Origin of the sequence: Mesorhizobium sp. B2-7-2 (assembly GCF_006440775.1) — a bacterium.
In the GTDB taxonomy this organism is placed as follows: domain Bacteria; phylum Pseudomonadota; class Alphaproteobacteria; order Rhizobiales; family Rhizobiaceae; genus Mesorhizobium.
Genome location: NZ_VFTZ01000007.1, coordinates 227,579 through 253,226, shown reverse-complemented (window position 1 = coordinate 253,226; position 25,648 = coordinate 227,579). Strand labels below are relative to the sequence as shown.

The window sequence follows — 25,648 nt, the reverse complement described above, 5'->3', positions numbered from 1 at the left end:
GGGGATAGCGTGACGGCGGGCCTAAGGTTAGAAAGCTCGAAAAGAACATCGGGGAGAGCGGGATGTCCAATCCCTACGAACAGGATCTCGACAGGAACGCTGCCAACCACCAGCCGCTGACGCCGCTCACCTATCTTGAGCGCGCGGCCAAGACCTATCCAGACCATGTCGCCATCATTCATGGCAACCAGCGCATCACCTATCGCGACTTTTGGCGCCGCTCGCTGAAGCTCGCTTCGGCGCTTGCGAAACGTGGCATCGGCAAGGGCGATACCGTGACGGTGATGTTGTCCAACACGCCGCCGATGCTGGAAGCCCATTTCGGCGTGCCGATGACGAAGGCGGTTCTTCATTCGCTGAACACCCGCCTCGACGCCGCCGTCATCGCGTTCCAGCTCGACCATGCCGACAGCAAGGTGCTGATCGTCGACCGCGAGTTCTCGGGTGTCGTCAAGGACGCGCTGGCCTTGGCCAAGGTGAAGCCATTGGTCATCGACTATGACGATCCGGACTATGCCGCCGACGCGCCCTATCCGAAGGGCGAACGGATCGGCTCAGCTGATTACGAGGAGTTCGTCGCCGCTGGCGACGAGACCTTCGCCTGGTTGATGCCCGATGACGAGTGGGACGCCATCTCGCTCAACTACACCTCCGGCACCACGGGCAATCCGAAGGGCGTCGTCTATCACCATCGCGGCGCAGCACTTATGGCCTATACCAACACCATCCATGCCGGCATGGCCAAGCACGCGGTCTATCTCTGGACGCTGCCGATGTTCCACTGCAACGGCTGGTGCTTCCCCTGGACTTTGGCCGTGCAGGCCGGCACCCATGTCTGCCTGCGCTGGGTGCGGGCGAAGCCGATATACGACGCCATCGCCGACCACGGCGTCACGCATCTGTGCGGCGCGCCGATCGTCATGTCGGTGCTAATTAATGCCAAGGACGAGGACAAGCGGCAGTTCGCGCAGACCGTCACCTTCAACACCGCCGCAGCGCCCCCGCCGGAGGCCGTGCTGTCCGGCATGGCCGATGCCGGCTTTGCCGTCACCCATCTCTATGGGTTGACCGAAACCTACGGCCCGGCCGTCGTCAACGAATGGCACTATGAGTGGGACGCGCTGGAGAAGGGACCGAGGACGCAGAAGAAAGCGCGCCAGGGCGTGCGCTATGCCGCGCTCGAAGGTCTTGCGGTGATGGATCCCGGGACGATGGCGGAGACGCCGGCCGACGGCGAGACCATCGGCGAGGTCATGTTCCGCGGCAACATCGTCATGAAAGGCTATCTGAAGAACCGCAAGGCCACCGACGAGGCCTTCGCCGGCGGCTGGTTCCATTCCGGCGATCTCGGCGTCATGCACCCGGACGGCTACATCCAGTTGAAGGACCGCTCGAAGGACATCATCATCTCGGGCGGCGAGAACATCTCGTCCATCGAGGTCGAGGACGCGCTCTACAGGCATCCGTCGGTTGCCTCCTGCGGCGTGGTCGCCCGCGCGGATGACAAATGGGGCGAGGTCCCGGTCGCCTATGTCGAGCTGAAGCCCGGCAAGACCGCGACCGAGGCCGAGATCATCGAGCACTGCCGAGGGCTGCTGGCGCGCTTCAAGGTGCCGAAGGCGGTGGTGTTTGCCGAAATCCCGAAGACGTCGACGGGGAAGATCCAGAAGTTCCGGCTACGGGAGATGGCGAAGGGGGTGTGAGCGCAGCCCCCCAGGACTCCGACAATTTTCGCCGGCACCTGTGAGGCCGTCATCCTAGGGTGGAGCAGTCGCGAAGCGACGTCGCGGAGACCCTAGGATCCATTCCGTGACCATGCGGCCGTGCTCCAACGGGTCGAGAATAGCCGTCAGCGAATGTTAGGCGGATATCAGCATAACTTATTGATCCGGCTTCGTTCTTCGGCAAATGCCACGGAATGGATCCTCGGGTCTGCGCGCGTCGCTTCGCTCGTTGCTTCGCCCGTGGATAACGACGTCACAGCCGCAGTATGCAACCGCCAACATCGCTCATCGCATGCTTGTTCCTGTCACCATCTGTCACCAAATTGTACGCGTACGTCGATTTCGCGTTGACTCATCGCCGCTTTCATTTTACGAATGATGAAAATTGAAATTCGTCACTCATCAAAACGAAAGCGCTATGTCAGAAGCCGCCAACATCGTGGCAGACCCCGCCAGACAGGAGAATGTGACCCGCATTCTCGACTGCGCCGAGCGCCTGTTCCGCCACTATGGCTACGGTAAAACCAATGTTGCCGATATCGCTCGCGAGCTCGGCATGTCGCCCGCCAACATCTACCGCTTCTTTGCCTCCAAGGTCGAAATCCACCAGGCCGTCTGCGGCCGCATGCTCGGCGCCAGCTACAACATGGCCTATGAGATCATGCACCTCCCGATCAGCGCCGAGGAGCGACTGAGCCGCTATATTCATGCCCAGTACAAGATGACGCTCGAGACCATGCTGGACGAGCATAAGGTGCATGAGATGGTCATCGTCGCGCTGGAGCGCGACTGGTCCGTCATCGACAAGCATGTCAACAGTATCCACGACCTGTTCGCCGAGGTGATCCGCGAGGGCATCGAGGCAGGCGAGTTCAGGCAGCAGGATCCTGAAACCGCCGCGCGCTGCTTCGGCGCCGCCACCGTCATTCTGTGCCACCCGCAGATGGTGGCGCAGTGCCTTGCCAAGACCAACCGGGCAATGCCCGACGAACTTATCGACTACGCCATCAGAGCCTTGAAATAGAAGCCGTCCGCCGCGTGCGGTCGACAGATCATCTCCAGTTCGGGAGTGCTAATAAAGTGTCTTTGCCCAGTTCCATCCTCCGCAGGCTGCCGGCCGCCGGCCTCCCCGCCATCGGCATCGTCGTCGCCGCGCTTGCCCTTGCCGGCTGCAGCCAGGAAAAGGCCGAGGTCGTTCAGGAAGTCGTCCGGCCGGTCAAGGTCGTCGAGATCGGCGAGGCGCAGACCACCCGCCAGCTCGACTATTCCGGTTCGGTGCGCGCCCGCACCGAGATGAACCTCGGCTTTCGCATCGCCGGCAAGGTCACCGAGCGTCTGGTCGATATCGGCCAGCATGTGAATGAAGGCGACGTGCTCGCCCGCGTCGACCCGTCCGACTACGAGCTGTCGGTGAAGAGCGCGCGGGCCAGCCTAGACGCCGCCGAACGCCAGGTCGAAACCGTCGATCTCGCCAGGAAGCGCGCCGAGCAGCTCTATGCCAAGAACTTCGCGCCGAAGTCGCAGCTCGATCAGGCGCGGCTGGCCTACGACCAGGCCGTGGCGACGCGCGATGCCGCCCGCTCGACGCTGGCCCAGGCGCAGAACCAGGTCCACTACACCGATCTCAAGGCCAGTCAGGCCGGCATCGTCACCGCCATCTCCGCCGATGTCGGCCAGGTGGTCGGCGCCGGCACGCCGGTCATGACGGTCGCGGTGGACGGCGAGAAGGAAGTTTCGATCGCGGTGCCGGAGATGGATATTGCAGGGTTCAAGCCCGGCAAGGAAGTCAAGGCGAGCTTCTGGTCGGACGAAGGGCTGACGCTTAACGGCAAGGTCCGCGAGGTCGCCGGCAGCGCCGATCCGCAGTCGCGTACCTTCGCTGTCCGGGTTTCGCTGCCCAACGATCCGCGCGTGCTGCTCGGCATGACGGCCAATGTCGAGGCAACCGTCGGCAGCAAGGCGCAGCTCGTGTCGATCCCGCTGACCGCGATGACCGAGAAGGACGGCAAGCAGATCGTCTGGACGGTCGACCGCGCCTCCGACACAGTCCATCCGCGCTCGATCAAGGTCGCCAACTTCACCGCCGACGGTGTCGCCGTGGCGGACGGCCTCAAACAGGGCGACATCGTGGTGGCGGCCGGCACACAGTTCATGACCGAGAACCTGAAGGTCAAGCTTGCAAGCGACGTCCAGCAATCCGCCTCGGCGGAGGACGACGTCGCGACCACCAGCAGCCTGCACTGATGCTTGTCGCCCAAAAGTGCGAAGCGGTTTTGGGACAACGACATGCATCGGACTAAAACCTGAAGTCAGGCGTAACGAACGCCTTTCCCGCTCTCGCTGCCTGCGCCGCGAGCCGGGGAAAGCATGGGTTCCGGGCGGCGAACGCCCCGATCGTGAGATGCCGGCATGTTGGCTCCCCCGCAGCAGTGCCGCGTCAAGCGCGATTTGCGAGTCTCTCTCCGCTTGAGGGGTCTCGCCGCCCGGAAGCCCACCGAACTGGAAGCGGCATGCCGAGCGGGCGTGCCTTGCCGATCAATTGGACTGGAAGTGTGCCATGACCACCAGCGACAGCAGCACTGAAAAGCGGCCCTTCAATCTTTCGCGTTGGGCGATCGGACATCCAAGCATCGCGCGATTCCTGTTCGGGCTGATCATTCTTGCCGGCGCGCTCGGCCTGATGCGCATGGGCCAGAAGGAAGACCCCGACTTCACCTTCCGCGTCATGGTGGTGCAGGCGATCTGGCCCGGCGCCTCGATCCAGGACATGGAGGATCAGGTCGTCAACAAGATCGAGCGCAAGCTGCAGGAAACGCCGCATCTCGATTTCGTCCGTTCCTACACCCGCGCCGGCAGCGCCATCATCACCTTGCAGGTCAAGGGCGACACCAACACCGAGGAAGTGAAGGACGCCTTCTACCAGGTGCGCAAGAAGGTCGGCGACATCTCCAATGAATTGCCGCAGGGCCTGCTCGGCCCCTATTTCAACGACGAGTTCGGCGACACCTTCATCACGCTGCATTCGATCAGCGGCGACGGCTTCACCTATCCGGAGCTGAAGAAGTTCGCCATCCAGGCGCGCGACATGTTGTTGACGACGCCGGGCGTCGAGAAGGCCGTCATCATCGGCGACCAGCCTGAGAAGATCTATATCGACGTCTCGTCCAAGGCGTTGGCCGAGCGCGGCCTGACCATCCTCGACCTGCAGAACGCCGTGAAAGGGCAGAACGCCGTGGATCCGGCGGGCTCGGTCGACACCGGCTTGCGCTCGGTGCGCATCTCGGTCGAGGGCGATGTCACCAAGGCCGCGGATATCCGCGAGCTGAGGCTGCGCTCGGGCAACCAGGTGACGCGCCTCGGCGACATCGCCACGGTCTCTTCCGGCCTCCAGGATCCTTACGACAACAAATACCTCTTCAACGGCCATCAGAGCGTCCAGCTCGGCGTCGTCATGGCCAAGGGTTTTAACGTCAGGGACGTCGGCACGGCTGTCGAGGCGACCTATCAGCGCTTCGAGGCAGGGCTGCCCTACGGCGTGTCGGTCGATCAGATCTCCGACCAGCCCCAGGTCGTCAAGGACGCGGTGAGCGAGTTCATGGAGGCGCTCGGCGAGGCGCTGCTGATCGTGCTTGCAGTCTCGCTGCTGTCGATCGGTTGGCGCTCGGGCCTGGTGATCGCCATCGCCATCCCGCTCGTCTTGGCCGCCACCTTCGCCATCATGTACGAGATCGGCATCGACCTGCAGCGCATCTCGCTCGGCGCGCTCATCATTGCGCTCGGCCTTTTGGTCGACGACGCCATGATCGTCGTCGAGATGATGGAGCGAAAGCTGGAGGAGGGGCTGGTCAAGATCGAGGCGGCGAGCTTCGCCTACACCTCGACCGCCTTCCCGATGCTGACCGGCACGCTGATCACCACGGCCGGCTTCATCCCGGTCGGCTTCGCCGCCTCCACCGCCGGTGAATATGTGCGCACGCTGTTCTATGTCGTCGGCATCGCGCTGGTCGTGTCGTGGTTCGTCGCGGTCTATTTCACGCCATGGCTGGGCTACATGATCCTCAAGCAGCGCAAGCATGCCGGCACTCATCACGATGTCTTCGATACCGGCTTCTACCGCCGCCTGCGGGCGACGGTCACCTGGGCCGTGCGCCACCGCATCATCGTTCTGGTGATGACGCTGGTTACCTTCGCCACCAGCCTGTGGGCCTTCCAGTTCATCCCGCAGAACTTCTTTCCGCAATCCTCGCGCCCGGAAATCCTGGTCGACCTGTGGCTGCCGGAAGGCACCTCGATCAAGGATGTCGAAAACCAGGCCAGGTCGTTTGAAGGCAAGATGGCGGACGATCCGGACAAGCGCTTCATCGCCACCTATATCGGCGAAGGCGCGCCGCGCTTCTTCCTGCCGCTCGACCAGCAGCTCCGTAACCCGAATTTCGCCCAGCTGCTGGTCATGGCCAAGGACGAGCCGGCGCGCGAGCGGCTGATCGTCAAGATGCGCAAGATCCTGGCGCAGGACTTCCCCTCGATTCGCGCCAAGGTCGACCGCCTCTTCCTCGGTCCGCCGACCGGCTGGCCTGTGCAGATGCGCGTCATGGGCCCGGACCGCAAGGAGGTGCGCCGTATCGCCGACGAGGTGAAGGCGAGGTTCCAGGCCAATCCGCTGCTCGGCGCCATCCATGACGACTGGCTGGAACCGGTGCCGGCGATGAAGCTGGTGATCGATCAGGATCGAGCCCGGGCGCTTGGCGTCACCTCGCAGCGCATCCGCCAGATGCTGCAGGCCACCATGTCCGGCGCGCCGCTCGACGACTTCCGCGACGGCGAGGAGACGGTCTCGATCGTCGCCCGCGAGCCGGAGGCGACCCGTCACCTGCTCTCTTCAGTCGACTCGGTCTATATCCCGACCGACTTCGGCGGCTCGGTGCCGCTCTCGCAAGTGGCCAAGGTCGTGCCGGTGATGGAGCAGGGCGTCGAATGGCGGCGCGACCGCCTGCCGACGATCAGCGTGCGCGCCACGCTGCCGGACGGCGTGCAGTCGAACGACGTCGTCACCAAGATGTACAACGACATGAAGGACCTGCGCGCCGGTCTCGCTCCGGGCTACAAGGTCGAGATCCAGGGCGGCGCCGAGGATTCGGCCGAAAGCCAGGCCTCGATCGCCGCCAAGGCGCCGATCATGCTCGCCGTCATCGTCGTGCTCCTGATGGTCCAGCTGCAGCATTTCGGCAAGTCGATGCTGGTGCTGGCCACCGGCCCGCTCGGCATCATCGGCGCCGCAGCGGCGCTGCTGATCAGCGGCGCGCCGTTCGGCTTCGTCGCCATACTCGGCGTCATCGCGCTGCTCGGCATCATCATGCGCAACTCGATCATCCTGGTGGACCAGATAGACCAGGATATCGCTGCCGGTATGGAGCGATCGGAAGCGATCGTAGGTGCAGCCGTGCGCCGCTTCCGGCCGATCATGCTGACGGCGCTGACCGCGGTCCTGGCGCTGATCCCGATCTCGCGCGGTGTCTTCTGGGGGCCGCTGGCCTACGCCATGATGGGCGGCATCCTCGTCGCCACCGTGCTCACCATCCTGGTGCTGCCGGCCGGCTACGCCCTGTTCTTCGGCCGCGCGCCGAAGAAGGCCAAGACCGACGAGCAGGCGCCCGAGCCGGAGAAGGTCGAAGGCATCGAAAGACCGCAACTGGCCTTGGCTGCGGAATAGAAATAGACGTGGCAACCTAGCATCATCCGCCATCGGCGAAAGCCGGTGGCGGATGATCCACATCAAAGGTCCGCGGGGCGAAAAATGCGCTGCGGCAAGGCTTCCGCAATACAGAATTCTTTCTCAGCAACGCAATAAAGGTCCGACGTTTCGCGAGAATCTCGGCCCGAAGCGTCCAGAAGATCGGCTCTTTGAAAGCGAGGCGGTCCAAAAGGCCGGTTTGATGCAGAGATCGAGGCGATCGGCAAAAAAACGAACGGGCGCGCCGAGGCGCGCCCGTCTGTTTTCAAGGCTGCCGCGTCAGATGACGAACACCCAGTTGGCGATCAGCATCACCGCCACGCCGGCGATCAGCGTCAGGTAAGGCAGCATGCCCGCCTTCTTGACCGAGAGGTCGGCCCCCGCCATGCCGAGGTCTGCCAGCATATGTTCGGGGAACTTGCCCTTGTCCTGGATGTAGTGGCGGAAGCAGAACACCGGGATGATCAAGGCAGCGGTGATCAGGCCGGCCCACAGCGCCATCGGGTTCCACACCTTGGCGCCGGCGCCCATGAAGATGGCGTTCACATAGGCGAAGATGGCGCCGATGCCGAGCAGCCAGGTCGGCGCCTTCCAGGGACGATTGATGTGGCCGTTGTCGATGCGATGGATCCAGCCGGCATTGAGGTTGAGGAAGTTGAAGATGATGTAGCCGCAATTCGACACGGCGAGGATGAAGAAGAAGCTCGTCGCGTCGGCCGAGGCGATGGCCAGCACGATCAGGTTGAAGCAGAGGTCGGTCCACATCGCCCGCGTCGGCGCGCCATGCTCGTTGACGTGGCTGAGATAGCGCGGCAGCCAGCCGTCGACCGAACCCTGGTAGAGCGTGCGCGAGGAACCGGCCATCGCCGTCATGATGCACAGCACCAGGGCCAGGATCATCAGCATGACCAGCAGGCTGTGGATCAGCTTGCCGCCGCCGACCATGCCGGCCAGCGCGTCGGCGACGCCCGAGCCGTCGACGATCGGTGTCGCCAGCATGCCGTTCAGGCCGAGCACGCCCTGGAAGGTGAAGGGCACCAGGATGAACAGCAGCATGCAGAGCAGGCCGGAATAGAAGATCGCCTTGAACGTGTCGGTGCCGGGGTTCTTGAACTCCGACGTGTAGCAGACGGCCGTCTCGAAGCCGTAGGTCGACCATGCCGCGATGAACATGCCGCCCAGCACCAGCGTCCAGCCGGCGATGTTCCATGAACCCGGGTCGGGCGCGTAGGCGGTCGCCAACGGCACCAGCGGCGAGAAATTCGCCCAGTCGATCTGGCCGGTGAAGATCGGCACGACGCCGACGATCAGCATCGGGATGATGACCAGAAGGCCGATATATTTCTGCACATTGGCCGTGCCGAGGATGCCGCGATGCTGGATCGCGAAGATAATCAGCATCAGCACCGCGCCGATGAAGAAGGTGGCGTTGAAGGTGAAGGACACTGGACCCAGCGTATGGCTGAACAGCGACCATGTGCGGATCGCGGGCGTGGCGGCAGCCGCCACCGCGGCGATGGCGTCGGCAGGCGCCGTCCCGGCATGCGCGGCGATGTAGGCGACGACTTCCGGCGATGTCTCGCTGAAGGCCGGGATCGGCGCCAGCGCGTTGAGGATATAGGCGGCGGCGATCGAGCAGCCGAGCGACAACACCGGCGACCAGGCGAACCAGTTGCACCACACCGATAGCGGCGCGATGAACTTGGAATAGCGCAGCCATGCCGTGGCGCCGTAGATCGAGGCACCGCCGGATTTATTCGGGAACAGGCCGGCGATCTCGGCATAGGTGAAGGATTGCAGGAAACCCATGATCATGGATACCGTCCAGATCAGGAAGGCCAGTGTTCCGGTCGTGCCGGCAATGCCGCCGATCGAGAACAGGACCAGCGCTGGAACGCCGCTTGCCACCCAGAAGGCGCCACGCCAGTCGATATGCCTGAGCAGCTTGCTTTCGACAGGCTGCTCGAGGGCCGTGCTTATCGTGCTCATATCTTGTGTCTTCCCCTTTTTGTTGTTCCCCGCCAGCGATGCTTCGGCTCTTGCGAAGCTTGCTCCCCGGCAAATCGGCGTCGGCCTGTCGTGTTTCCACTCAGTCGTATTTTTTTCTTAAGAGTGAAGATTGATCCGGCGCGCTTTCGCGTCAAGCGTTTTGTGGATGTCATGCACATCGCGCTTGCGAAACATGCTCTTTCCTTCTCCCCTTTGTGGGAGAAGGTGGATCGGCGCATAGCGCCGAGACGGATGAGGGGTGTTCCAGCGAAGTGAGCGGCTGGTGTCTTCTGGAACACCCCTCATCCGACCGAACTTCGCTCGGCCACCTACTCCCACAACGGAAGAAGGCAAGGGTTGCCGCTATCAGGAACGCGGCTTGGTCTTCTGCGGATCGTAATGGGCGAAGGCGACGACCCGCGCCGGCAGCCGCTTGGCGTGGCCGTCGAGCTTGCCGATCTCGACCTCCATCCCGATCTCGGCGTGAGTGACATCGAGCCGTGCCAGCGCGATATTCTTGCCGAGCACCGGCGAGCACATGCCGGAGGTGACGACGCCGATCTGGGCGCGGCCGACATGGACGCAGTCGCCGTGGCCGACGGCGACATTGGCATCGATGTCGAGGCCGACGAGCTTATGCTGCGGATGCTCCTTGCGCCGGATCAGCGCGTCGCGGCCGATGAAATCGTCGGCCTTGGTCTTGAGCGGCACGGTGAAGCCGATGCCGGCTTCGAACGGATCGATCTGGTCGGAGAATTCGTAGCCGGCGAAGATCAGTCCGGCCTCGATGCGCACCATGTCGAGCGCCTGCAGGCCCATCGGCTTCAGCCCGTGCGGCTGGCCGGCCTCCCAGACGGTGTCGAACACTTTCTCGCCATCGCGCGGATGGCACCAGATCTCGTAGCCGAGCTCGCCCGTATAGCCGGTGCGCGAGACCACGACTGGCACGCCATTGCCGCCGCCGATGCGCGCGACGGCGAAGCGGAACCATTCGAGCTCGCCGATCGAGGGCTGCACGGGCGAGGTCCAGACGACTTCGTTCAATATGTCGCGGCTTTTCGGGCCCTGCACGGCGATGTTGTGCATCTGGTCGGTCGAGGAGCGCACCAGCACGTTGAGGCCGATCTTCTTTGCGGTCTCGCGCAGCCACTCGCCGGAAAGATCGTCGCCGCCGACCCAGCGGAAATTGTCCTTGCCGAGCCTGAGCAACGTCCCGTCGTCGATCATGCCGCCATGCTCATAGCACATCGCCGTATAGATCACCTGGCCGATCCCAAGCTTCTTGACGTCACGGGTCAGCGTGTATTGCAGCAGCGCTTCGGCATCCGGACCGGTGACCTCGAACTTGCGCAGCGGCGACAGGTCCATGATCACCGCGGCCTGCCGGCAGGCCCAGTATTCGGCGATGGGGCCTTCCTTGGCAAAGGAATTGGCGAGCCAATAGCCGCGATATTCGACGAAGTCGCGCGTGTGCTTGGCAAAGCTCGAATGAAAGGCTGTCTCGCGGGTCATTTTCGGTTCCGAATCGGGCTTCATGCGTCTGGCGATCGCTCGCGAGAATTTGTGCTGGCCTGAATAGGCGCGCACATGGATGTCGGTGAGATCCCAGCCATTGGCGGGCGTGGTGTCGTCCGGGCAGGCCGAGGACACGCAGACGATGTCGGTCAGGGCGCGTAAGAGCACATAGTCGCCCGGCCGCGACCACGGCTCGTCCGACACCATCACGCCATGCGCGTCGATCGCCGTGTTGAAGAAGAAGTTGATCGCCATCCAGCCGGCGCGGGGCGTCACACCCTTGTCCGAGAGCGCCTTGTTGAAATTTTCCGAGCAGTTGGTGTGTCCGGGATAGCCGATGTCGTCGTAATATTTGGCGGCGCAGGCAAGCGCGAAGGCGTCGTGCCGGCCGCAAGTGTCCTGCACCACCTCGACCAGCGGCTCCATGTCCTGGTCGTAATATTTCGAATGCAAGCCGGGCATCGGATAGGCCGAACCTATAAGCGTGCGGGTCGTCGTCACGTCGAGCGGCAGGTCGCGCCCCTTGTCCAGCTTGCGCGCGGAAAAACACTGGAAGTCGGTGCATTGCCGGCCATCGACATCGATGATCTGCAGATAGTCGCCGGCCTTGACGAAATAGGCCTCTGCGGTCGCCGACTTCACCCGAAGATCAAGCACGGGATCGGCAAGCGGATCGGGAAGCTGCGACCTGTTCTTCAGGCGGATCGTGGCGCGCCGCACCAGGACGGTAAGCGGCGTCGCGGTGTTGTGGCCGTCGACCAGCATCGGCCCGCCGGGCGCCGCGATCAGCAGCGCGCCCCCGCGCTGGATGGCAAAGCTCTGCTCCGTGCCGGCGGGCGTGGCGCCGCCGAACACACGCACGGCCTTCGGCTGGTCGAGTTGCACCTGCCGCCGCTCGAGGCTGAGGCGCAGCGCCGCAAGGCCGTCGTCGTATTCGGCGAGCAGCGCCTTGATGCCGGCGGCGTTACTGTTCGATCGTTCGCTAAAAATGCCGGGGTCGGTGATGCCGGACTTGTCCCAGGCCAGCAGCTCACAGGGCTGGCCGCCCTCGACATTGCTCACGCTGACGCTGTCACCGGCCTCGACGTCGATCAGCGCCGCGCCATTGCCCGGGACGGTATAGCGCTCCATCCCCGGCGGCAGGCTGATCTGGCCGGGCCTAAGGATCAGGCTCGGCTTGGGCGGTCCGGACAGGACGGCGGGGTAGGGCGACTGGCTCATCTAAAACCCTCCTCCGAGCGAGAAACAAGTTTGCCTGTGTGTGAAATTATTTTCGCTGAGAGAATAGCAGGGGGAATGCGTTTGGCAAGCGCAAGCTCCCCTTCTCCCCCTTGTGGGAGAAGGTGGCCGCGAAGCGGCCGGATGAGGGGTGCTCCAGGGAATGCCAGCGTCTCACTCCGCTGGAACACCCCTCATCCGTCTCGGCGCTTGCGCGCCGATCCACCTTCTCCCACAAGGGGAGAAGGGGAGTCCGCGCACCCGTTACGCCAGCTCCTCGGAATGGCCGATCGTCACGCCGTACTCGGCGGCGGAGTCGAGGATGGTGTGCCAGAGGCTCTCAGCGAAGGTTGCAAACACCAGGAGATTGAACACAGCCTGGCCATCGTGATCACCACCTCGCCACAGCGTGACACTGGTGTGATCCATCGACGTCGCGGCCGCCGCGCCCACGCCGAAAACATCGGGATGCAGGTCAATCGACGACAGCTTCGCAAGCATCGCGCGCGCCTTCTCTCCGGATATGCCGATCAGCGCTCGCGCATGCGACTGGTCGGAAAGCGAGGCCGAACCCACGAAGACCGGCGCAAGCGCTTCGATTGTATGCTTGCCGCCTTTGGACAGCACCAGGAATTGGTCCGGTCCAGACCAGATCATCGTCGCGTCGGCAATATCGACCGCCTTGGGCGTTTCCGGCGCGGCGATGCCGAAGCGCGCCTGCGCGGCCTTCGCCATCTCGCCGGCCTTGCCGCGCCGCGCCATTACCTGGACGAGATCGAAATTGCGGATCTCCGTCAGCGACACGCCAGCGTCGCCTTGCGCGCCATAAGAGCCGGCGACCAGCGCGCGGTCGAGCGGGCTGCGAACCTCCCAGGAAAAATCAGCCACGCTGGCGCCCTCCATCCGGATCGTAGAAGACGGAATTACAGAGCTCGACATCATAGTCCTCGCCGCGCAACGGATCATGCGCGCGCACGATCTCGCCGATGCGCTCGCGGCCGCGCTCGACGAGGCCCAGCCCGATCCACTGGTCGAGCACCGGCGAGAAACAGACTGAAGTGACATAGCCCTGGTCGTTGTCGGGGCCGGGGGTCTCGCCCTTTGGAATGATATGCGCGCCGGAACGCAGGCGGCGCGCCTTGTCGGTCGGCTTGATGCCGACGACCACCTGCCGGTTCGGCGCGACGAGCGCCTCGCGGCCGGCCATGACGCGGCCGATGAAATCCTTCTTGGTCGACATCATCTTGCCGAGGCCGAGATCGCCCGCCGTGGTGGTGCCGTTGAGTTCCGGCCCGGCGACATGGCCTTTTTCGATTCGCATCACGCCCAGCGCCTCGGTGCCGTAAGGCGTCAACCCGAACGGTTTTCCCGCAATCATCAGATTGCGCGCCATGGCCTCGCCATAGCGCGCCGGCACGGAAATCTCGAACGCCATCTCGCCGGAGAAGGAGATGCGGAACAGCCTAGCCTTCAGGCCGCCGCGCAGTCTGACCTCGCGCGCGCCCATGAACGGAAAGCCTTCGTTCGACAGATCCTCGGCCGGATCGACGACCTCCTTCAAGAGATCGCGGGTCCTCGGTCCGGCGATCGAGAACTGCGCCCATTGGTCGGAGACCGAGGTAAGTTGCACGTCGAGCTCGGGGAACAGCACCTGGCGGCAGAATTCCAGGTGCTGCATCACCAGTCCGGCCTTGGCCGTCGTGGTGGTGAGGAAGTAATGATCCTCGGCCAGCCGCGAGGTCGTGCCGTCGTCATAGACGATGCCGTCCTCGCGCAGCATCAGCCCGTAGCGCGCCTTGCCGACGGCGAGGCTGGAGAAGGCGTTGATGTAGACGCGGTCGAGGAAGGCGCCTGCGTCGGGCCCGTGCACGTCGATCTTGCCGAGCGTCGAGACGTCGCAGAAGCCGACGCCGCCGCGCACCGCCTTGACCTCGCGGGTCACCGATTCCAGCCAGTCCTTCTCGCCCGTGCGCGGATACCATTGCGCGCGCTTCCACAGCCCGGTGTCGATGAAGATGGCGCCCTGTTCGGCCGCCCAGTGATGCGAGGGCGTCAGCCGCGTCGCATGGAAATTCTCGTCGCGATGGTGGCCGGCGAACGCGCCGATGGCGACCGGCACGTAAGGCGGCCGGTAGATCGTCGTGCCAGTCTCTGGGATCGACTTGCCGCTGACCGCCGCCATGATGGCTAGGCCGGCGACATTCGAGGTCTTGCCCTGGTCGGTCGCCATGCCGAGCGTCGTGTAGCGCTTCAGATGCTCGACCGATTGAAAACCCTCGCGCTGCGCCAGCTCGACATCGGAAGCGGTGACGTCGTGCTGCTGGTCGACAAAGGCCTTGCCCTTGCCGGCGACATGCCAGAGCGGAGTGATCGAAAACGCCTCGTCGTCGGCGACCGGCATCGATCCGGCATTGCCGCTGCGACCGGCATCGCGGGCCGCGGCAGCGCCGGCTTCGAACCCCTCGCGCAGACAGGCGCCAAGCCCGAAGGAGCCGTTGGCCGCGCCTGCCGCCACCATGCCGGGTGGTGCGCCATCCGGTACGAAGGCGGCAATGTCGTCGCGCCATTTCGGCCTGCCGCGGTGGTAAGAGGTGAGGCCGACCGCGGGGTTCCAGCCGCCAGAGACGGCGAGCCCGTCCGCCTCGACCTCGGCGCGCGCGCCGCCGGTCAGCGAGACGGAAATCTTGCGCACGCCGCCCTTGCCGCCGTCGACGTCGGCGACAGCGCCGTGCAGCACCGGAAAGCCGCCTTTGCTTGCAAGCGAGCGGTGGGCCGGCGAAACGTCCGGCCGCGCGTCGATCACCGCCGCAACCTGCAGTCCGGCCGCGATCGCCGTTTCGGCGGTGCGCCAGCCATCCTCATTGTTGGTGAACAGCGCGATGCGCCGCGCCGGCGTGGCTGCGTAGCGGTTGATGTAGCTGCGCATGGCCGATGCCATCATCACGCCCGGCGTGTCGTTGCCGGCAAAAACGATCGGGCGTTCGATCGCGCCGGCCGCGACGACGCAGCGCTTGGCCACGATCCGCCATAGCCGCTGGCGCACCTGATGCTCGGGCGGTGTCGGCAAATGGTCGTTGACACGCTCGATCGCGCCATAGGTGCCGCCGTCATAGACACCGAACAAAGTCGTGCGCGTCATGATGCGCACATCCGGCATCGCCGAAAGCTCGGCAACCGCGCGCGCAACCCATTCGGCGGCCGGCAATCCGTCGATCATGCCGCTATCGGCAAGCAGGCGTCCGCCGAGGACAAAATCCTCCTCGCACAGGATGACGCGCGCGCCGCAGCGCGCGGCGGCAAGGGCCGCCGCCAGGCCTGCCGGGCCGGAACCCGCGATCACCACATCGCAATGCGCCCAGACCTTGTCATAATGGTCGGGATCGGAAACCTGGGCCGCGCGGCCAAGGCCCGCGGCGCGCCGGATCGCAGGCTCATAGATCGCTTCCCAGAATTTCGCTGGCCACATGAAGGTCTTGTAGTAGAAGCCGGCGACGAAGATCGGCGCGAACAGCTGGTTGACCGACATGACGTCGAAATTGAGCGACGGCCAGCGATTCTGGCTGGCCGCTTCCAGGCCCTCATAGAGCTCGGCCGTTGTCGCTTTTGTATTTGGCTCACGCCTCGCTCCGCTGCGCAGCTCGACCAGCGCATTGGGTTCTTCCGAGCCGGCGGTCAGGATGCCGCGCGGACGATGATATTTGAACGAGCGGCCGACGAGCTTGACGCCATTGGCGACCAGCGCGGAAGCCAGCGTGTCGCCCTTGAAGCCGAAGAGGGTCTTGCCGTCGAAGCGGAAGTTCAGCGCGATCGAGCGGTCGATGAGACCGCCATTGTTCAGCCGGTTTGCCTGATCGCCGCGCATCACGCACCAACCTTGGCGGCGCCTGCGCCCGCCGCCGGCTCGACGGCCGAAATCTCATGCGTCAGCGTGTTGCGGGTGACCTTCAGCCAGGTCCGGCAGCCGCCGCCGTGGTACCAGTGCTCGCTCATCACGCCGGCAATGTTGTCGCGCAGATAGACGTAGTCGTAGACCGCGTCTTCGCCAGCATCCGCCGCCGGCCGTTGTGGCTTGGCGTCGCCGAGATAGGTGAACTCGCCGAGTTCGCGTTCGCCGCAGAAGGGACAGATTATGCGCATGGTTGGGTCTTCAATGCATGATGCCAAAAAGTGTGAAGCGGTTTTTGGATAACATCATGCTCTATCCCTAATGCAGGTTCGGTTGGGCGCCCTGGCCCTTCTCGTCGATCATGGCGCCGCGCTGGAAGCGGTCGAGGCGGAAGAGTGCTGCTTCCTTGTGCGATTGATCGCGGGCGATGAGATGGGCGAAGACGAAGCCCGAGCCGGGCGTCGCCTTGAAGCCGCCATAGCACCAGCCGGCATTGATGTAGAGGCCGTCGACCGGGCTTTTGTCGATGATCGGCGAGCCGTCCATCGACATGTCCATGATGCCGCCCCACTGGCGTAAGAGCCGCACGCGGCCGATCATCGGGATCAGCGCCATGCCGCCCTCGCAGACATCCTCCACGACCGGCAGATTTCCGCGCTGGGCATAGGAATTGTAGCCGTCGATATCGCCGCCGAAGACCAGCCCGCCCTTGTCCGACTGGCTGACATAGAAGTGTCCGGCGCCGAAGGTCATGACCCCCGGGATCAGCGGCTTGATCGCCTCGGAGACGAAGGCCTGCAGCACATGGCTTTCGATCGGCAGGCGAAGACCTGCCATAGCCGCGACCCGTGACGAGGAGCCCGCCACCGCCATGCCGACCTTGCCGGCGCCGATCTTGCCGCGCGATGTCTCGACGCCGGTCACCTTGCCGTTGGCGTCGCGCGTGAAGCCGGTAACCTCGCAATTCTGGATGATGTCGACGCCGAGTTCGCTCGCCGCATGCGCGTAGCCCCAGACCACGGCATCATGCCGCGCCGTGCCGCCGCGCCGCTGCAGCAGTCCGCCTTGCACGGGGAAGCGCGCATTGTCGAAATTCAGGAACGGCAGCATTTTGCGCAGCGCTGCCTGGTCGAGCAGTTCCGCATCGATGCCGTTAATGCGCATGGTGTTGCCGCGCCGGGCGAAGGCATCGCGCTGCGCGTCGGAGTGATAAAGGTTGAGCACGCCGCGCTGGCTGACCATCGCGTTGTAGTTGAGGTCCTGCTCCATCCGCTCCCACAGCTTCATCGACAATTCGTAGAAGCCGGTGTTGCCGGGCAGCCCGTAATTGGAACGGATGATGGTGGTGTTGCGGCCGGCATTCCCGGAGCCGATCCAGCCCTTCTCCAGCACCGCGACGTTGCGGATGCCGAACTCGCTGGCGAGAAACCAGGCGGTGGCGAGACCGTGGCCGCCGCCGCCGATGATGATCACGTCATAGCGGTCCTTGGGCGCTGCGTCGCGCCAGGTCGGCTGCCAGTTCTTGTGGCCGGTGAGAGCGGCGCGGGCGAGCGAGAAGATCGAATATTTCATCAGTTCATTCCGAGGTCGCTCGCACCGCTAGAGCATGATGCCGAAAAGTGTGAAGCGGTTTTCGGACGACATCATGCTCCACTACAGGACGGTCAGATATCCAGCGTGTGGTCGCGCTCCCACTGCGTGAAGTGCGAAGCATAGGAATTCCATTCCTGCTGCTTCAGCTTTAGATATGCCGACGAAAATTCCTCACCCAGCGCCGCCTTGAGCGATTTGTCCTTGTCGAACTCGCGCAGGGCGTCGAGCAGGTTGAGCGGCAGTTTCGGCGCATCCGTGACCGTATGGCCCAACTGGTACATGTCGATGTCGTAGCGCTTGCCGGGATCGGCCTTCGAGCGGATGCCGTCGAGACCGGCGGCGATGATGACGGCCTGCAGGAGGTAGGGATTGGCGGCGCCGTCCGGCAGTCGCAATTCGAAGCGGCCGGGTCCCGGCACGCGCACCATGTGCGTGCGGTTGTTGCCGGTCCAGGTGACCGTGTTTGGCGCCCAGGTCGCGCCCGAAATGGTGCGCGGCGCGTTGATGCGCTTGTAGGAATTGACCGTCGGATTGGTGATCGCGGCAAGCGCGGAGGCATGCTTCATGATGCCGCCGAGGAAGTTCCTGCCCTTCGCCGACAGGCCGAGCTCTTCCGAATTGTCGGCAAAGACATTGGTCTTGCCGGTCTCGTCCCACACCGAGATGTGCGCATGGCAGCCATTGCCGGTCAGGCCTTGGAAGGGCTTGGGCATGAACGTCGCGCGCAGGCCGTGCTTCTCGGCGATCGACTTGACCATGAACTTGAAGAAGGAGTGCTTGTCGGCGGTCGCCAGCGCGTGATCGAAGGCCCAATTCATCTCGAACTGGCCGTTGGCGTCCTCATGGTCGTTCTGGTACGGGCCCCAGCCCAACGCCAGCATGTGGTCGCAGATCTCGGCGATGACGTCGTAGCGCCGCATCACCGCCTGCTGGTCGTAGCAGGGTTTCGAGGCTGTATCGTATTCGTCGGAGATCGCCTTGCCATCGGGCGAGATCAGGAAGAACTCGGCCTCGACGCCGGTCTTGACATGCATGCCGTCGCGGGCGGCTTCGTCGATCAGCCGCTTCAGCGTGTTGCGCGGCGCCTGGTTCACCTCCTTGTCGTCCATGATGCAGTTGGCGGCTACCCAGGCGACGTCCTTCTTCCACGGCAATTGGATGACCGAAGCGGGGTCCGGCACGGCCAGCATGTCGGGATGCGCCGGCGTCAGGTCGAGCCATGTGGCGAAGCCGGCAAATCCTGCACCGTCCTTCTGCATGTCGGCGATCGCCTGCGCCGGCACCAGCTTGGCACGCTGCCCGCTGAACAGATCGGTGTAGGAGATCATGAAATATTTGACGCCGTTCTCCTTGGCGAATGCGGCGAGATCGTTCCCCATTATGTAGTTCCTCGCTTATGTGTCTTGGAAGTTTGTCCTAGAAGCCGTTCTTTCCCGGTATCCAGTTGGTGCCGGCCAAAGGCACGCCGGCCATGGCGGCGGCTTCGATCGAGAGCGCGACGAGATCCTCGGGCTCGAGATTGTGCAGGCTGTTCTTGCCGCAGGCGCGTGCGATGGTCTGGGCTTCCAGCGTCATCACCTTGAGGTAGTTCGCCAGGCGTCGTCCAGCCGCGATCGGGTCGACCCGCTTCATCAGCTCGGGGTCCTGCGTGGTGATGCCGGCCGGATCGCGACCCTCGTGCCAGTCGTCATAGGCGCCGGCGGTGGTGCCGAGCGCACTGTATTCCGCCTCCCAGCGTGGATCGTTGTCGCCGAGCGCGACGAGCGCCGCCGTGCCGATCGACACCGCGTCGACGCCCAGCGCCAGCGCCTTGGCGACATCGGCGCCGTTGCGGATGCCGCCGGAGACGATCAGCTGCACCTTGCGGTGCATGCCGAGGTCCTGCAGCGCCTGTACCGCCGGCCGGATGCAGGCAAGCGTCGGCTGGCCGACATTCTCGATGAACACTTCCTGGGTGGCCGCCGTGCCGCCCTGCATGCCGTCGACCACCACGACATCGGCGCCGGCCTTCACCGCGAGCGCGGTGTCGTAGTAGGGCCGGGCGCCGCCGACCTTGACGTAGATCGGCTTTTCCCAGTCGGTGATCTCGCGCAGCTCGAGGATCTTGATCTCAAGATCGTCCGGGCCCGTCCAGTCGGGATGGCGCGAGGCCGAGCGCTGGTCGATGCCCTTGGGCAACGTGCGCATCTCGGCGACGCGGTCCGAAATTTTCTGTCCGAGCAGCATGCCGCCCCCGCCCGGCTTGGCGCCCTGGCCGACGACCACTTCGATGGCGTCGGCGCGCCGCAGGTCGCGCGGATTCATGCCGTAGCGCGACGGCAGGTACTGGTAGACCAGCGTCTTGGAATGCCCGCGTTCTTCCTCGGTCATGCCGCCGTCACCGGTGGTGGTCGAGGTGCCGGACAGCGTGGCGCCGCGTCCGAGCGCTTCCTTGGCCGGCCCGGAGAGCGATCCAAAACTCATGCCGGCGATGGTGATCGGGATCTTCAGCTCGATCGGCTTCCTGGCGTGGCGCGAGCCGAGCACTACCGAGGTGTCGCAGCGCTCGCGATAGCCTTCGAGCGGATAGCGCGAAATCGAAGCGCCGAGGAAAAGCAGGTCGTCGAAATGCGGCAGCTTGCGCTTGGCGCCGGCACCGCGGATGTCATAGATGCCGGTCGCGGCCGCGCGGCGGATTTCGGAAAGCGTGTAGTCGTCGAAGGTCGCGGATTTGCGCGGCGTCGTCGGCGGGTTGCGGTAGGTCATCTTGCCTCAATACGCGTCGGCGTTGTCTATATTGAAATTGTAGAGTGTGCGGGCCGAGCCGTAGCGCTTGAACTCCGACGCCTTGACGTCGGTGACGCCGGCCTTGTCGAGCAGGGCCTGCAGCAATTCGATGTGCTCGGGCCGCATCTCCTTGGCGATGCAGTCGGCGCCGAGGCTTTCCACCTTGCCGCGCACGAAAAGCCGCGCCTCATAGATGGAATCGCCCAGCGCGTCGCCGGCGTCGCCCAGCACCACGAGGTTGCCGGACTGCGCCATAAAGGCCGACATGTGGCCGATATTGCCGTGCACGACGATGTCGATGCCTTTCATCGAAATGCCGCAGCGCGACGAGGCATTGCCCTCGATGACCAGCAAGCCGCCGCGGCCGGTGGCGCCGGCATACTGGCTGGCGTCGCCCTTGATGACGATCGAGCCCGACATCATGTTCTCGCCGACGCCGGGGCCGGCCGAGCCATGCACGGTGATCGCCGCGCCGTCATTCATGCCGGCGCAGTAATAGCCGACGCTGCCGCGCACATCGATGCTGACCGGCTGGTCGACGCCGACTGCCACCGAATGGCTGCCCTTCGGGTTGAGCACTTCCCAGGCGGTCTCGTTCGAGCCGGGCGTAAGGCTGTGCAGCGCCTGGTTCAATTCGCGCAGCGAATGCACGGACAAGTCAAAGACGCGTGATGCCTGACTGTGGGCATGGCCTTGCTCGCGCTCGGCCTTCGACATTGGGGTTGCCGGCATCAGCTCAATGCTCCCAGAAATAAACGGTTGCGGGCTCGGGCTCCCAGACCCGCGCATTGTCGATGCCGGGCAGCTTGGTCAGCGCGCGATATTCGGAGCCGAAGGCGACATACTGGTCGGTCTCGGCCATCACGGCCGGCTTGCAGGCGATCGGATCGCGCACCACACCGAAGCCGTTCTTGGTGCCGACGACGAAGGTGAAGAAGCCGTCGAGGTCGGAGAGCGTGCCTTCCAGCGCCTCGCCGAGATTCTTGCCATGCGCCATCCGGTTGGAGAGATAGGCAGCCGCCACCTCGGTGTCGTTCTCGGTCTCGAAGGTCATGCCGTCGCGGATCAGCTCGCGGCGCACATTGTTGTGGTTGGAGAGCGAGCCGTTGTGCACCAGGCACTGGTCGGCGCCGGTCGAGAAAGGATGCGCGCCCATCGTCGTCACCGCCGATTCCGTCGCCATGCGGGTGTGGCCGATGCCATGCGTGCCGGTCATCGCGCGCACGCCGAAGCGATCGACGACGGCTTCGGGCAGGCCGACTTCCTTGTAAATCTCCACCGCCTCGCCGGCGCCCATGATGCGGATGTCGGGCCGGAGCGTCTGCAGCGCCTCGCGCGCGGCGTCGACCTTGTCCGGCGTGGTCCGGATCACCGCATGCGTCGATTTCACGGCGACGCTGACCGGCGCGCCGATTGCCTTGGCGAGCTCGACGTCGAGGCCACGGAAATCGCGATCGGGCTTCGGCGACTGCACGGTGATCTTGGCTTCATTGCCGGTGGCCGCGCCATAGATGGCGATGCCGGCACTGTCCGGGCCGCGGTCGCTGAGCGACACCAGCATCTCCGACAGCATGGCGCCGAGCTTCGGCTCCAGCGCCTTGTCCTTCAAGAAAAGTCCGACGATTCCGCACATGCCAGCCTCCGACGTTTTTTGGCTCTCAGTTGATGTACCCAATGAGTAAACCGAATTCAATGGTATGAAAGAAATTTTCCTGTCGTTATATATTCGGCGGTGCATCCCCTTCGGCACTATCGCCGCCCGGACGCGCCTTGTGAACCCAGATCGCATGGCGGATGCGCGCGATCCTATAGGCGTCGAGGATCGAGAGGGCATAGATCAGGAAGCCGCCGGCATGGCGGCCGATGAAGCCGGCGTCGACCGGCGCCAGCTTGGTGGTTATCCAGCCAAGGATCACCATGAAGAACAGGAATTGCAGCCCGCGCGCCGGCACGCCGAGCATGACATGGCCGCTTGCCGGCAAGACGATCGCGGCGCCGAGCACGAGATAGGGATTCGCGGGAGCAGGGGTGGCGGTTTCGTCGCTCATGCGGCCCGCCTTTCGCGCCGGTTGATGGCTTGGCGAAGCGTCGAGGCTGCCTCGAGCAGCCGCTCGATCAAGGCCGGATCGATCCCGGCATCGCCGAACGCCGCCTGCCGGAACACGCCGTAGCGAGCGCGCTCGGCCTCGGCCAGCAGCCAGACGATGCGCACACCCTTCGGCGTTATCAGCAATTCCTTGGCGCGGCTTTCGGCAAAGATGTCTGTATGCGCGGCGATCAGATCCTGCGGGAAGGCGACACCTCTGCGGTCCGTCCTGAGCACCGCGTCGGCGGGAAGGCCGAGCACTTTCGGCAGCGTGTGCGGCAGATGGTCGAAATTGGAGAATGTCGTCGCCGAATTCGGCCGCATCATCATGTCGAACGTGCCCGGCACCGCGACCGGCTCGGTGATCGAAACGCTGAGCCAGCGCGTCGGCAGCTTTCGCGTCGCCAGCGTGTCGACGATGGTCCGCACCTGGACGCGCTGGCCCTTCCATGAACCGGCCCAGGTGACGACACCGGCCGTGCCGTCGGAAATGTCGGCGGCATCCGCAACGACGCTGCGGACGCTGGCCGTATCGGCGGCCAAAGCTGCCTTCGCCCTGTTGCGGCCGACACGCGCCAGCCAGGCAATGTGAGCGGCGACGGCCAATGCGATCGCCCCGGTAAGCAATACTGACGTCAGCTCGGACATTTTCGATACGCCACGGCCCGCCATCGAATGGCGGGCCCTTACTCCACTCAATAACCCTGCGGCTTCGGCCACGGCATGGAGAACTGGTCGCCGCGCCGCACGAACTTGTAGCGGTAGAAGTGGAACCATAGCGAGATCAGGAAATAGAAGACGGTCATCGCGATCAGCTGAGAGCCGAAGCCGAGGAAGATGGCGAAGAACGTCACCATGCACAGACAGAAGAGCACGATCGCCGGCAGTGGGTGGAAGGGGTGCGTGTAGCCGCGGCGGATCGAACCCAGCGGCCACTTCTTGCGGAACATCATGATGTTGATGCTCATGAAGGTGTATTGCAGCACGCCCGACAGGATCGAGAAGGTGATCGCCTGGTTGAGATCGGCGATGAAGGCGAAGGCCAGGGCGATCGGCAGCAGGAACAGGATCGAGCGATAGGGCGTGCGATACTTCGGATGCACCGCCGAGAACCAGCTCGGCAGATAGCGATCGCGGCCGAGCGAGAACCAGGCGCGCGCCGCGTCGTTGATGCAGCCATTGGCCGAGGCGAGCGCTGCCAGCAGCGTCGCGATGAAGAGCAGGTTTTCCAGCAGCGGGCTGCCCGTCAGCTTGCCGGCGTCCCACAGCGGATAATAGGTGATGCCGAGATATTCCCAGGGCATCAGCGAGGCGCAGACATACCAGGTCATCGCGGCGGCGATCAAAAGCGTGATCATGCCGGCCATGGTGCCGTAAGGCAGCGAGCGCGCCGGCGAGCGCACTTCCTCGGCCGCCTGGGTCGTCCCCTCGATGCCGAGATAATACCAGATGCCGAACTGGAAGGCGGCGATCACGCCGATCCAGCCATAGGGCAGCGCATTGGCGGGCGTCACCAGCTCGTTGAGCTTCAGCACCGCGCCTTGCGTCCACGGGCTGACGGAGAAGAACAGGATAACGATCGAGACATAGGCGATCGCGGTGATGACGAAATTGACATTGAGCGTCATCAGCACGCCGCGATAGTTGAGCCAGGCGAGCACGACGATAGTGGCGGCGATGAAGGAATTATGCGTTAGCCCCTCGATGCCGGCCTTGGCGACGATGGTGTCGCCGAGCAGGATCGCGTCCGACACTTCCAGCATGGTGTAGGCGAACACCAGGAACAGCGCGACGTTGAAGGCCATCAGCGGCCCGACGATATGCTTGGCTTGCGCATACTGGCCGCCGGCGGCGGCGACGGTCGACGTCACCTCCGAATCGATCATGGCGACCGAGGTGTAGAGCAGCCCGACGACCCAGCAGACGATCAGCGCGGCAAGCGCGCCGCCCTTGTCGGCGGAGAAATTCCAGCCGGTGAACTCGCCGACCAGCACGATGCCAACGCCGAGCGCCCACACATGCGCCGGGCCGAGCACCCGAAGCAGCGAGACCCTGTCGCCGTGGATTGTCGTCGTTTGTGCCGTTTCAACCGCAGCCGTCATGTCAGTCCCCACTCAGATCCGGTGTTTTTCGGAAACGGCTTCAAGTTCGCCTTCACGGGAAGACGTCAAGGTCTCCTCGGAATAGGTCGTATCGACCTTGAACCAGTCGTAGAGCATCCACGCCGCAAGCACGACCGAGATGCCCCAGCAAACGTAAGACAGTCCCATCCACATGATGTTTTCCCCGGTCTCTTGTCGTCAAAGTCTCTGTGTCGTCGAAGTCTATTTGTCGTCGAACTTCTCGTTGATCACCTCGCGATATTCCTTGTCGGAGGCGCGGAACAGGAAGACGAAATACGCGATCAGCACGATCGCCATGATGATCAGCGTCGGCCAGTCGATGATGTAATGGAAGCGGTTCTGGATGATGTCGTGCGCCGTCTCCGGCGTGTAGCCCAGCTTCTCCCAGATCGACGCCATGGTCGCATTCTGGCCGAGCGCGTCCCAGGTCTTGGCATCGAGCGGGTCGATCGACTTCGCCGCCCCGGCAAAGCCGAGTTTCAGCGGCAGCCAGAGCGCCACGAAGATTGCGACCACCACGACCGCGATGTCGAGGATCTGTCCGGCCTTGCTCTGCTCCGGCGGGGTATAGCGAGCCATGGTTTCTCCCTTCACGATTGGCGGTTGCGGGCGGCGTCGGCGTTCTTGATGTCGAGCCCGTAGATGAAGTCCTTGTCTTCCTTGTAGTGGTTGAGCATGGCGAGGATCGCGGCGGTGTTGAAGATCAGCACCGCCGCGGCTGCAACCGCCACCACGAGCTTGATGCCGCTATGCGGAATGTATGGCCATGTCATCAGGAGGACGAAGAGGATCGTTGCCCACAGGCACACGATCAGGAGCACAGACCCACGTACGTCGGAACGGTACAGCGCTTCGATGCGCTGCTGCATGTCGGACATCGGTTTTCCCCTTCTGGCGACGTCCGGCCACACAACCGACCGGGCGTCCACTCTTTCAACAGAGTGAAATTTTTTTCATAAATTCCGCTCGATTCCCGGAATTGTCAAGCCGGATTTACGCATCGCAAACCGTTTGTCA

General features: G+C 63.9%; 20 protein-coding genes. 4 read left to right on the top strand and 16 right to left on the bottom strand.

From position 1 onward, the window contains the following. Positions 1-62 precede the first annotated feature (62 nt). From FJ425_RS12615 to FJ425_RS12600, 4 genes are all read left to right on the top strand, one after another. Positions 63-1,703 (top strand): acyl-CoA synthetase, encoded by a 1,641-nt coding sequence (locus tag FJ425_RS12615; RefSeq protein ID WP_140723765.1) that lies wholly within the window; start codon positions 63-65, stop codon positions 1,701-1,703. Between the two features lie 439 nt (positions 1,704-2,142). Beyond that, the gene (locus tag FJ425_RS12610) at positions 2,143-2,748 is read left to right on the top strand and encodes a TetR family transcriptional regulator (RefSeq protein WP_140723762.1); all 606 of its coding nucleotides are present in this window, start codon (positions 2,143-2,145) and stop codon (positions 2,746-2,748) included. 56 nt (positions 2,749-2,804) lie between these two features. Further along, positions 2,805-3,968, top strand: coding sequence for an efflux RND transporter periplasmic adaptor subunit (locus tag FJ425_RS12605; protein WP_140723759.1), 1,164 nt, complete (start codon positions 2,805-2,807; stop codon positions 3,966-3,968). 313 nt (positions 3,969-4,281) lie between these two features. Beyond that, entirely contained in the window at positions 4,282-7,434 is a 3,153-nt protein-coding gene (locus tag FJ425_RS12600) for an efflux RND transporter permease subunit (protein WP_140723756.1), read from the top strand. A 300-nt stretch (positions 7,435-7,734) separates the two neighbouring features. Here FJ425_RS12600 and FJ425_RS12595 read toward each other — a convergent pair whose 3' ends face one another. From FJ425_RS12595 to FJ425_RS12520, 16 genes are all read right to left on the bottom strand, one after another. After that, positions 7,735-9,444, bottom strand: coding sequence for an APC family permease (locus FJ425_RS12595; protein ID WP_140723753.1), 1,710 nt, complete (start codon positions 9,442-9,444; stop codon positions 7,735-7,737). 366 nt (positions 9,445-9,810) lie between these two features. Continuing rightward, the gene (locus FJ425_RS12590) at positions 9,811-12,180 is read right to left on the bottom strand and encodes an aminomethyltransferase family protein (RefSeq protein ID WP_140723750.1); all 2,370 of its coding nucleotides are present in this window, start codon (positions 12,178-12,180) and stop codon (positions 9,811-9,813) included. Between the two features lie 261 nt (positions 12,181-12,441). After that, positions 12,442-13,065, bottom strand: a complete 624-nt coding sequence (locus tag FJ425_RS12585; protein ID WP_140723747.1) for a sarcosine oxidase subunit gamma family protein — start codon at positions 13,063-13,065, stop codon at positions 12,442-12,444. Further along, positions 13,058-16,039 (bottom strand): sarcosine oxidase subunit alpha, encoded by a 2,982-nt coding sequence (locus tag FJ425_RS12580; protein ID WP_140723744.1) that lies wholly within the window; start codon positions 16,037-16,039, stop codon positions 13,058-13,060. The genes FJ425_RS12585 and FJ425_RS12580 overlap by 8 nt, the downstream gene beginning before the upstream one ends. After that, the gene (locus FJ425_RS12575; RefSeq protein ID WP_140723741.1) at positions 16,039-16,314 is read right to left on the bottom strand and encodes a sarcosine oxidase subunit delta; all 276 of its coding nucleotides are present in this window, start codon (positions 16,312-16,314) and stop codon (positions 16,039-16,041) included. Before FJ425_RS12575 ends, FJ425_RS12580 begins: the two co-directional genes overlap by 1 nt. 67 nt (positions 16,315-16,381) lie before the next feature. Continuing rightward, a complete protein-coding gene (locus FJ425_RS12570; protein ID WP_140723738.1) occupies positions 16,382-17,635 on the bottom strand; it encodes a sarcosine oxidase subunit beta family protein in 1,254 nt (417 codons plus the stop codon). A gap of 92 nt (positions 17,636-17,727) precedes the next feature. After that, complete coding sequence (gene glnT, locus FJ425_RS12565; protein ID WP_140723735.1) at positions 17,728-19,035, bottom strand: type III glutamate--ammonia ligase; 1,308 nt, start codon at positions 19,033-19,035, stop codon at positions 17,728-17,730. Positions 19,036-19,072: 37 nt separating this feature from the next. After that, positions 19,073-20,401 (bottom strand): FMN-binding glutamate synthase family protein, encoded by a 1,329-nt coding sequence (locus FJ425_RS12560; RefSeq protein ID WP_140544190.1) that lies wholly within the window; start codon positions 20,399-20,401, stop codon positions 19,073-19,075. A gap of 6 nt (positions 20,402-20,407) precedes the next feature. Continuing rightward, on the bottom strand, positions 20,408-21,154 hold the full coding sequence (locus FJ425_RS12555) for a GXGXG domain-containing protein (protein WP_140544188.1): 747 nt from the start codon (positions 21,152-21,154) through the stop codon (positions 20,408-20,410). Positions 21,155-21,158: 4 nt separating this feature from the next. After that, positions 21,159-22,055: a glutamine amidotransferase family protein gene (locus tag FJ425_RS12550; protein ID WP_140634665.1), complete on the bottom strand. Its 897-nt coding sequence runs from the start codon at positions 22,053-22,055 to the stop codon at positions 21,159-21,161. 85 nt (positions 22,056-22,140) lie between these two features. Continuing rightward, positions 22,141-22,470, bottom strand: coding sequence for a hypothetical protein (locus tag FJ425_RS12545; RefSeq protein WP_140723733.1), 330 nt, complete (start codon positions 22,468-22,470; stop codon positions 22,141-22,143). Continuing rightward, positions 22,467-23,156, bottom strand: coding sequence for a hypothetical protein (locus tag FJ425_RS12540; protein ID WP_181175888.1), 690 nt, complete (start codon positions 23,154-23,156; stop codon positions 22,467-22,469). The genes FJ425_RS12545 and FJ425_RS12540 overlap by 4 nt, the downstream gene beginning before the upstream one ends. 47 nt (positions 23,157-23,203) lie before the next feature. Then, positions 23,204-24,610, bottom strand: coding sequence for an APC family permease (locus tag FJ425_RS12535; protein ID WP_140723730.1), 1,407 nt, complete (start codon positions 24,608-24,610; stop codon positions 23,204-23,206). Between the two features lie 12 nt (positions 24,611-24,622). Then, positions 24,623-24,784: a hypothetical protein gene (locus tag FJ425_RS12530; RefSeq protein WP_095768770.1), complete on the bottom strand. Its 162-nt coding sequence runs from the start codon at positions 24,782-24,784 to the stop codon at positions 24,623-24,625. Positions 24,785-24,832: 48 nt separating this feature from the next. Beyond that, positions 24,833-25,210: a hypothetical protein gene (locus FJ425_RS12525; RefSeq protein WP_095768769.1), complete on the bottom strand. Its 378-nt coding sequence runs from the start codon at positions 25,208-25,210 to the stop codon at positions 24,833-24,835. Positions 25,211-25,221: 11 nt separating this feature from the next. Beyond that, positions 25,222-25,509: a hypothetical protein gene (locus FJ425_RS12520; RefSeq protein WP_095768768.1), complete on the bottom strand. Its 288-nt coding sequence runs from the start codon at positions 25,507-25,509 to the stop codon at positions 25,222-25,224. Positions 25,510-25,648 lie beyond the last annotated feature (139 nt).

Coding starts and splice junctions, on each gene's coding strand:
- FJ425_RS12525 (WP_095768769.1), bottom strand. CDS start 25,210: ATGGCTCGCTATACCCCGCCGGAGCAGAGCAAGGCCGGACAGATCCTC.
- FJ425_RS12615 (WP_140723765.1), top strand. CDS start 63: ATGTCCAATCCCTACGAACAGGATCTCGACAGGAACGCTGCCAACCAC.
- FJ425_RS12520 (WP_095768768.1), bottom strand. CDS start 25,509: ATGTCCGACATGCAGCAGCGCATCGAAGCGCTGTACCGTTCCGACGTA.
- glnT (WP_140723735.1), bottom strand. CDS start 19,035: ATGGGGAACGATCTCGCCGCATTCGCCAAGGAGAACGGCGTCAAATAT.
- FJ425_RS12600 (WP_140723756.1), top strand. CDS start 4,282: ATGACCACCAGCGACAGCAGCACTGAAAAGCGGCCCTTCAATCTTTCG.
- FJ425_RS12590 (WP_140723750.1), bottom strand. CDS start 12,180: ATGAGCCAGTCGCCCTACCCCGCCGTCCTGTCCGGACCGCCCAAGCCG.
- FJ425_RS12545 (WP_140723733.1), bottom strand. CDS start 22,470: ATGAGCGACGAAACCGCCACCCCTGCTCCCGCGAATCCCTATCTCGTG.
- FJ425_RS12540 (WP_181175888.1), bottom strand. CDS start 23,156: ATGTCCGAGCTGACGTCAGTATTGCTTACCGGGGCGATCGCATTGGCC.
- FJ425_RS12570 (WP_140723738.1), bottom strand. CDS start 17,635: ATGAAATATTCGATCTTCTCGCTCGCCCGCGCCGCTCTCACCGGCCAC.
- FJ425_RS12535 (WP_140723730.1), bottom strand. CDS start 24,610: ATGACGGCTGCGGTTGAAACGGCACAAACGACGACAATCCACGGCGAC.
- FJ425_RS12610 (WP_140723762.1), top strand. CDS start 2,143: ATGTCAGAAGCCGCCAACATCGTGGCAGACCCCGCCAGACAGGAGAAT.
- FJ425_RS12550 (WP_140634665.1), bottom strand. CDS start 22,055: ATGTGCGGAATCGTCGGACTTTTCTTGAAGGACAAGGCGCTGGAGCCG.
- FJ425_RS12560 (WP_140544190.1), bottom strand. CDS start 20,401: ATGACCTACCGCAACCCGCCGACGACGCCGCGCAAATCCGCGACCTTC.
- FJ425_RS12575 (WP_140723741.1), bottom strand. CDS start 16,314: ATGCGCATAATCTGTCCCTTCTGCGGCGAACGCGAACTCGGCGAGTTC.
- FJ425_RS12595 (WP_140723753.1), bottom strand. CDS start 9,444: ATGAGCACGATAAGCACGGCCCTCGAGCAGCCTGTCGAAAGCAAGCTG.
- FJ425_RS12555 (WP_140544188.1), bottom strand. CDS start 21,154: ATGCCGGCAACCCCAATGTCGAAGGCCGAGCGCGAGCAAGGCCATGCC.
- FJ425_RS12530 (WP_095768770.1), bottom strand. CDS start 24,784: ATGTGGATGGGACTGTCTTACGTTTGCTGGGGCATCTCGGTCGTGCTT.
- FJ425_RS12580 (WP_140723744.1), bottom strand. CDS start 16,039: ATGCGCGGCGATCAGGCAAACCGGCTGAACAATGGCGGTCTCATCGAC.